Annotated in this window: 10 protein-coding genes; 4 read left to right on the top strand and 6 right to left on the bottom strand. The window is 68.1% G+C overall.

Going from position 1 to position 7,511, the window contains the following annotated elements; genetic code table 11:
• The coding region (locus tag QZV94_RS20945; protein ID WP_293681480.1) for an alpha/beta fold hydrolase at positions 1–490 on the bottom strand (490 nt) is incomplete at its 3' end.
• 180 nt (positions 491–670) lie between these two features.
• Between QZV94_RS20945 and QZV94_RS20940 the strand changes: the two genes are divergently transcribed.
• Together QZV94_RS20940 and QZV94_RS20935 are read left to right on the top strand one after the other, a co-directional pair.
• On the top strand, positions 671–1,210 hold the full coding sequence (locus QZV94_RS20940) for a hypothetical protein (RefSeq protein WP_293681479.1): 540 nt from the start codon (positions 671–673) through the stop codon (positions 1,208–1,210).
• 119 nt (positions 1,211–1,329) lie between these two features.
• On the top strand, positions 1,330–2,370 hold the full coding sequence (locus tag QZV94_RS20935) for a hypothetical protein (protein ID WP_293681477.1): 1,041 nt from the start codon (positions 1,330–1,332) through the stop codon (positions 2,368–2,370).
• Between the two features lie 79 nt (positions 2,371–2,449).
• Here the strand turns inward: QZV94_RS20935 and QZV94_RS20930 are convergent, their stop codons facing one another.
• Positions 2,450–2,629: a hypothetical protein gene (locus QZV94_RS20930; protein WP_293681475.1), complete on the bottom strand. Its 180-nt coding sequence runs from the start codon at positions 2,627–2,629 to the stop codon at positions 2,450–2,452.
• A 167-nt stretch (positions 2,630–2,796) separates the two neighbouring features.
• The gene (locus QZV94_RS20925) at positions 2,797–3,012 is read right to left on the bottom strand and encodes a DUF4287 domain-containing protein (RefSeq protein ID WP_367255023.1); all 216 of its coding nucleotides are present in this window, start codon (positions 3,010–3,012) and stop codon (positions 2,797–2,799) included.
• Between the two features lie 451 nt (positions 3,013–3,463).
• Between QZV94_RS20925 and QZV94_RS20920 the strand changes: the two genes are divergently transcribed.
• Entirely contained in the window at positions 3,464–4,042 is a 579-nt protein-coding gene (locus tag QZV94_RS20920) for a PEPxxWA-CTERM sorting domain-containing protein (protein ID WP_293681469.1), read from the top strand.
• A 119-nt stretch (positions 4,043–4,161) separates the two neighbouring features.
• Entirely contained in the window at positions 4,162–4,869 is a 708-nt protein-coding gene (locus tag QZV94_RS20915; RefSeq protein WP_293681466.1) for a hypothetical protein, read from the top strand.
• Positions 4,870–5,045: 176 nt separating this feature from the next.
• Here QZV94_RS20915 and QZV94_RS20910 read toward each other — a convergent pair whose 3' ends face one another.
• The 3 genes from QZV94_RS20910 to QZV94_RS20900 all read right to left on the bottom strand — a co-directional run.
• Positions 5,046–5,501 carry a hypothetical protein gene (locus tag QZV94_RS20910; RefSeq protein ID WP_293681463.1) on the bottom strand — a complete coding sequence of 152 codons (456 nt, stop codon included), beginning with the start codon at positions 5,499–5,501 and terminating at the stop codon, positions 5,046–5,048.
• Positions 5,502–5,820: 319 nt separating this feature from the next.
• Positions 5,821–6,540 (bottom strand): GIY-YIG nuclease family protein, encoded by a 720-nt coding sequence (locus QZV94_RS20905; protein WP_293681460.1) that lies wholly within the window; start codon positions 6,538–6,540, stop codon positions 5,821–5,823.
• A gap of 10 nt (positions 6,541–6,550) precedes the next feature.
• Positions 6,551–7,511 (bottom strand): DNA cytosine methyltransferase (locus QZV94_RS20900; protein ID WP_293681457.1); only part of this gene is annotated, 961 nt, incomplete at its 5' end.

Genomic DNA, 7,511 nt, shown 5'->3' with positions numbered 1-7,511 from the left:
GGCGCTGCACCGCCAGCCGATTATCGCGCCTCCCCAGCGCCTCGAACACTGGGCCGAAGCGTTGCGCGGCGTCCGCGCCACATGCGGCCTGCTGCGCCGGATCGCTGACGTAGGTCGGCACGCTCGGCTCGTAGATCAGTACGCGGGCGAACCGCTCCGGCCGCTCCAGCGCCGCCTTCAGCGCCACATGGCCGGAATAGGACCACGCCACCAGGCTGACGGGCGCCAGGTCCAGGGCCTCGATGAACGCGAACAGGTCGGCCACGTGCGTCGCCGTCCCGAACGGCGGCCCGTCCGCCCGCCAGGCCACGCGCCCGAACCACCGCTGGGTATAGGCCACCGCGCGACAGCCGCCGCCCAGCGCGGCGATCACGTCGCGCCAGGTCCGCAGGTCGCCGGGCGCCCCATGCAGGAACACCACCGGCGGACCCCGCCCCTGGTCCGCGTAGTGGAAGGTGTCGTCCCCGATCCTGATCCTGGATGCCCGCATCGCGCCGCCCGCCCAACTTCGGAAGACGGATTGTGCCATGCCGCCCACCGCCCGCAACCGGCGGCGCGCCGTCGCCTGCCGCGCCGCGGTTCAGCCCGGGAGGGCGCAGCGAGGCCACTCGTCCGAATCCGGTGTCCTGCCGTACATGTCGGTTCCTGACCTTGAGCGGAGACCGACCGGATGCGCCTGCCCTATCTCGCCCCCCTGCTGGCTTCCGCCCTGGCTATCGTGGCCTTGACCGCGCTTGCGCCCGCCGCCGCCGCCCAGACCCAGGCTGAGCGCATGCTGGCCGCCGCCCAACAACTCCGCACCAGCGCCGAACAACTCAAGGCCACCCTCACGCCCGAGGCCCGCGCCGAAATGCTGCGCCAGGCGGACGAGATGGAAAAGGGCGTCCGCGCCGGGGCCTACGGCGCCCACGACAACCTGCCCAAGCAACCGACCCTGGCCGAGACGCTCATGGCCGAGCACGGCCGGCTGGAGTGGCTGACCCCCCACGGCGCCTGCGCCGGCTACACGCTGGAGAACTACGCGACCTTCCGCTTCTCGCCCCAGATCAACGACCGCGACAGCCACTGCCGCAACGCCTACGGCCACTACGCGTCCTACCTGCGCTCGGCCAAGGATCCGAACGGCGCCGAGCTCGCCGCCCAGTCGCTCTTCTACTACGACGCCGCCGCCCGCCGCGCCGCCGGCCTGCCCCGGCGGGAGGTTCGCTAGGGTCCGGCTCGGACGCGCGCTAAAATGCATACCGTGGCTTCCAATCGCCGCCCGGGAGGGCGTAACTATCCGCAGGTTCTGCAAAGCGCTGGGGCGCAACGCGTGAGAAGGACGATCTGATGAGAAGAGGCTCGATAACGGCGGCCGTCGTGCTGGCCGCGCTGCTGGCCGGCCCGGCGTTCGCCCAGGCGCAGTCCAAGGCGCCCGTATCAAAGGAATGGGCGCGCAATTTCGAGGGGGTCTGGACCAACGCGACCCTCACGACGCTCGAGCGCCCGGCGCGTTACCCGCAGCTCGTCGTGCCGAAGGAACAGGCCGATGCGCTGGAGAAGTCGGTCGCCGCACGCAAGGAAGCTTCGAACGCACCGTCGGATCTCAGCCAGGGCGCCTTCAAGGACTCCAACGCCGGCGCCGGCTACAACGCGTTCTGGATCGACAACGGCGACGGGCTGATGCGCGTCCGCGGCGAGGCGCGCTCGTCGTTCATCACCAGCCCCGCCGACGGCAAGATGCCGTTCCGCGACCGCCCGACGAGCCACAAGCTGATGATCAAGGACGGCGCCGAATACCGTTCGGGCAAGGGCACCTTCGAGGGGCCGGAGGACCTGCCGCTCCGCGAGCGCTGCCTCATCGGGCATGCCGACTCCGGCGGGCCGGTGATGCTGAACGCGCTCTGCAACACCAACTACAGTTTCTTCGTGACGCCCGGCCACTTCGTGATGCAGCTCGAAATGATCAACGATATGCGGATCGCGCCGATCTTCGCATCCGCCGCCGAGGCCCGCGCGTCGCACAGGCCGGCCGCCATCCGGCCCTGGCTCGGCGACTCGGTCGCCTGGTGGGAAGGCGACACCCTGGTCACCGAGACCAGGAACGTGCACCCCGTTCAGGAAGGCCGCACCATGACCCCCGTCTCACCGCAGGGCAAGGTGACGGAGCGGTTCACGCGGATCAGCAAGGACGAACTGCTCTACCAGTTCACCGTCGAGGACCCCGTGCACTACACCCAGGCCTGGTCGGGCGAGTATTCCTTCAAGCCCGCCAAGGGGCTGATCTACGAATACGCCTGCCATGAGGGCAACTACGCGATGCCAGGCATCCTCCACGGCGCCCGCCTGGACGAAGCGGCGGCCGCCAAAGGCGGCGGCGGCGGAAACTGACCACCACGCCCGTTCCCTCCCCTCCAAGGGGAGGGACAGACGGCAAAGCCGCCTCTGGCGGCCGTGGGTGAGCGGGAGCTTACGCGGGCTCGCGCGCGGCGCCGATGTCGCTGGCGTCGGCCATGATCGACGTCCTGGCCGCCGCTTCGCGCACCTTCTGCACAGCCGGCAGGAGGAGCCCGATGAGTATTCCGCCCTGCACGTCGCTCAATTCGCGTTCAGACAGTTCGACCGCGCCGTCATTCTGCGGATTGGACATCAACGTCTCCCTTCGAGACCATCGCTGCGCCCGCCGTGGGGCAGCCATGCCAACGTTACGCGACCCGCCGCCCGCGGGATGCTGCGCTGGACGCAGAGTCGCTCTGCTTAAACGATGAACCCGAAGGCCTGCTGTCCCGACCGCTTCTCAGAACCTGACGACGGCGTTCACTCCCGTCGCTCGGCAAGCACATGGGCGACAATCGCGTTGGCGTGCCCGTGACCCATTCCGTGCTCGGTCTTGAGCACCGAGACGAGTTCCATGTGCTTGGCCGGCAGCCGCTCGCGCACCAGCCTTTGCCACTCGGCGATGGGCCGACCGTACTTCTTCTCGATCGAAGGGAAGTAGGCCGCCGGCCCCTTGACGCGGTCATCAGCCACTATCCGCTCCTCCCGCCTCGCATCCCGGCGGGATGCTGCGCCTTAAGTCCATGGTTGATTGCGGTGAGAAGCGGTCTCGCGCAAGCGGGATTGATAGCGTGCCCTTCAGCCATGGTCCCTGCTTCGATCTGACCCGGAACACTGGCTTGTGAGTTACATCCACGTCGCTCGCGTGCTTCACGGGACCCGCTGGTCGCGCCTCCGGGTGTATGAGAGCTGAGGGCTCGGCCAGGTCTGACGCCTATGTGCGGCGCCGACTGATGGCTACCGGAGCATCGATCGTCCGCAGGCCCCCGGAAGGGCGCCTGCGCGTCGAGTGCGCCAGCGACGCTGCTCCGCCAACACACAGAGGTCCGGGCCGCTTCCGCCCGCGGGAGACATCATGATGAGAACTGTGGCTGGATTGGCCGGCGCCTTGGCTCTGTGGTCTATGGCGGCGCCGGCGAGCGCTGCCTTGACGATCTTCTCCGACGAAGCGAGCTGGAGCGCTGCCGTAGGCAGCGTCACGACCGTCGCCACGCCGGACATGGGCGTCCTCTTCGTCGGTTCGGGGGACGTGAGCCTGCCCTTCGAAAGCCTGGTGTTCCTGACCGACGCGTCCATCGGCGACGGTGATGTCTTCCTGGTCGGCCCCGGCTTCAGCGGCAACGCGTTCTCGGTTCTTTCGCACCAGCAGTTGATCTCCGGGACGCCGAACTTCCGGGTCAACCTGCCCGATCCGGTGACGGCGTTTGGCGTGAACCTGAGCGAGTTCCAGGGCAGCGACATCGACTTCGAGTTCTCGAACGGCGACAGCTTCACACTCACAGGTCTGTCGCCTTCCGGTTACGACCCGACGACCTTCTTCGGAGCCATCTCTACGTCCGCGTTCAGCTCCGTACTGATCAGATCGACGGGCGGGGTTGAAGAGGCGCTCAACATCCAGAGTGTGAGCTTCGGCGGCGTCGTTCCTGAACCCACGTCCTGGGCGCTGATGATCGGCGGGTTCGGTATGGCCGGCGCCGCGCTGCGCCGTCGCCGACTGGCGGCTTAGCAGGCGCCTCTCTTGGCGGGCCGCGGACGCCAACAAGGCCGCTGGGACGAATGCTCCGAGCGGGACCTCATGCCCGTGTGCGTCCGCATCTGACGCACCCGCCCGCCATCCTGCCCGCGATGCCCTCCGGCTACACCCCCGCCGAGCGCCGCCGGCTGCTGGCCGCCCTCCTGGAACGCCGCGCCGCCGGCGAGTCCTTCGACGCCATCTGCGCGACCCCCGGCTGGCCCAGCCGCCCCACGATCCGCAAGTGGCTCCGCCGCGCGCCGGACCTCCGCGTCCCGCGCCTGCGCCGCCCCTCCGTCCGCTGGTCGCCCAGGATCGCCGACGAGATCTGCGAGCGCTTCCACGTCCAGAGCCTGCGCGAGATCTGCGAGGACCCGGCGATGCCCGACCGCACCACCCTCGCCCAGTGGCGCCGCAAACGCCCTGCCTTCGCCGCCCGCCTCGAAGCCGTCCGCGCCGAGGCCCGCCAGCCCCGCACCGGCCGCCGCTCGACCTACTGCGACCTGATCGCCGACGACGTCGCCGACGCGGTGTTCGAGGCGGGCTCCATCGGCGCCGCCTGCCGCGGCCCGGACCACCCGCCCGCCCGCACCGTGCGCGACTGGGCCCGCGCCCACCCCGACTTCGGCCGCACCATCGGCATCGCCATGGACATGGCCCGCGAGATCCGCCACGGCCCGCTCATCGCCGCCGTCGACGCCTGGCTCGCCGACCCCAACGCCACCCCCGAAACCGCCCCCCTCCGCCCCAAGCCCCGCAAGCCCCGACCCTCAGCCCCCTCTCCCCCGAGCGCCCCGGGCGCGAAGAGCGGGAGACGGTAGGGAGAGGGCCGGCTGGACGCCTCGGACCTTACGCGTGGTGCCCCAAGGACCCGCTGCGTCGACGTGAGAAGGCGGACAAGCTCTGATCATTCCCTCCCCTGGAGGGGAGGGTGGCCTCGCCGCAGGCGAGCCGGGTGGGGACGTGCGGTCCGGAGCGCCGCCCGTCAGGCCGAGCCCTAAGCCGCCACCGGTGAGATCGGGAACCGCAGCGCAATCCCCTTCGGTACCTGTTCCGGCCGCACGTCGGCCAGCGCCACGCCGGTGATCTGCCCGGCGTCGTGCGGTGGGCCGCCCAGCTGCCACGAGGCGCTCTCGATCAGGATGCGGCAGTAGCAGAGCATGTGGTCGCGCGTCGCCGGCGCGATGCGAGAGGCTTCGTGGCGCAGCCCCGCCACCGCGGCCTTCGCGTGGAACAGGCTCAGATTCCAGTCCCCTAGGCGCCAAGCGTGCGATGAGAACATGTCCACCTCGATGCGGACCTCGTTCTGGGGCGGCAAGGTCTCCGTGTAGATCTGCAGGTTGGCCAGCACCTTCCAGGCGTCCTCGATCCGCCCCTGAACCAGCAACGCCTGCGCCCGCATGAAGGCCCGCGCCGTGCGGGCCCCCTTCCAGAACTTCACGACGACGTTCATCGCGCGGCCCGCCCAGCATCCCAGCGGGATGACACCCGCCCTTAAATCCATGGTTGATTGCGGCGAGGAGCGGTCCCGCGCAAGCGGGATTGATCAGTCCGGGGGACTGATTGAAGCGCCGAACGCCGGCCCAGGCGCGTCAAGGACCGGGCCTCCGGCGCGCCCGCGCCGCAGCGGCCTCCGGCCGTGTCGGCGGAGACGCCTGGGCCGGCAGGCAAACTCCGTCCATGGAGGTAGGGAGGGGCGGCTATGCGCCAATTGCGGAACTGGAGACCGCTCCAGACTCCAGACCTGCTACGCAACCGTAGGTCCGAACGGCTCAGCCTTCGGAGTCCTCGTCCGCCTCCGTCGCGACGGATGCTGCACCGCCCAGGGCTTCGTAGCGGCGCGACGCCAGCCACTGGAGCCGCTTGGATTGAGTCACGAGCACACGACGCAAGCCGCCCTGAACTTTGCGCTCCGAAATGACCTGGGCGAGCCGCGAAAGGATTAGCGAGCGGCGTGCCAGGCGGAAGTCTGGGTGAGAACGAATTTCAAAGACCCGATCGGAGACGATGCGACCGCGCAACGACGGCGGTGCCTCCACGGTGACAGCACCCTGGGGCGGGTCCTTCTCGTTCAGGATCGCCTTGAACTGAGAGTTCTCGACCGCCTTAGCCGTGATCAATCGCTCAAGAGCATCGAGCCTTTGACGTGCCGCAGCGTCGGTCCGCAGCGCGATCTGCAAGTCCGCCAGCGGCCAGACTTCGATCTCGAAGACCTCGAACGGATCCAGCACCGACATCGCCACCGCGTCGGTCCTTTGGTTCGTCAAATGCTGGCGAATGCGCGTGCGTAGGCGCTCGTTAGTCTGGCCGACGTAGATCGGCTCACCATCGTAATCGAAGAAGGCGTAGACGCCCCACCGATAGTTTCCCACCGGCAACGGCGGCGTGTTGCCATCCGAGAAAGGCGTCTCGAGGTACTTCGCCAGATTGGCGCGAAGGTCGTCAGTCTCGAACGGCGGGACGTTCGTCGCGTCCGGATCGCGACCGAACAAGGGTCCTGGATCAGGCACGTCTGGCGGATCGTGACCGACCCTTCTTCGAGGCCTGTTCACTCAGGAGTGGCTCGAACAGATGAGCCGCCAGATGCCGGACCACCGGCACCGCTACGCCGTCACCCGTCAGGTGGTAAGCTTCATTATAGTTCTTCGGAAGCACGTAAGCGTCATCTAAGCCCATCAGGCGAGCCGTCTCTCGCGCCGAAATCAGGCGCGTGCGCACGCGTTCGCCATCCACCACCATGATGACCTGGCGACTCGAACCGCCAGCCGGGGTGCGTAGGCAGCCCGCCACGTCATCAAAGCGAACCTCAGCACGTTGCACCTTGTTGCCGCGCTCATCGAAACGGGTGCGGCGATACACGCCGCCCACCATTCGGCGGCGGGCGCGCTTGGCCGCTTCCAGCTTGGCGAGGTTGACGGCCGACATCATGCCCACGATCTGATCGCGCTTGGCTTCTGTGTGCCACTCGACACTCGTGGGATGCTCTTCGATAAAGTCCGCGAAGGTCGAGTTTCGCCAGGGCGGCGACGGGATGTTCCACCAAACCATCGACCGCAGCGTCTCGTCGCCAACACGGTCCATTGCCCGCTGCAGGGCCGGCGTGTGGAACGGTTCTATCGGTCCGGGAGACACAAGCCCTCGATCGACCGCGACGCTCTCGTGCACACCAATCACGAACAGGCGCGGTCTAGAGTGAGGGAGAAACTGCGACGCGTTGATCACGAGCGCACCGAAGCGATAGTTCGCTTCCTCAAAGGCCCGGCAGATTGCCTCGAAGTCTCGGCCGCCATGAGAGGTCAAAGTGCCAAGGACGTTCTCCAGCGCGATGATCTTGGGTGCCCGCTCGCCCTTGATCAGGCCGGTCACGACGTTCCAGAAGGGATAGAAAGTTCCAGACCGCTCGCCCTTTAGCCTGCATTCCCCAAGTGGCGTGGCGTTTGAGGTGAAGATCGCCTGTATCCGA

It is taken from the genome of uncultured Phenylobacterium sp. (assembly GCF_902826855.1).
In the GTDB taxonomy this organism is placed as follows: domain Bacteria; phylum Pseudomonadota; class Alphaproteobacteria; order Caulobacterales; family Caulobacteraceae; genus Phenylobacterium.
Note: the sequence above shows the minus strand (reverse complement) of the source record. Positions and strands in the feature narration are given on the sequence as shown.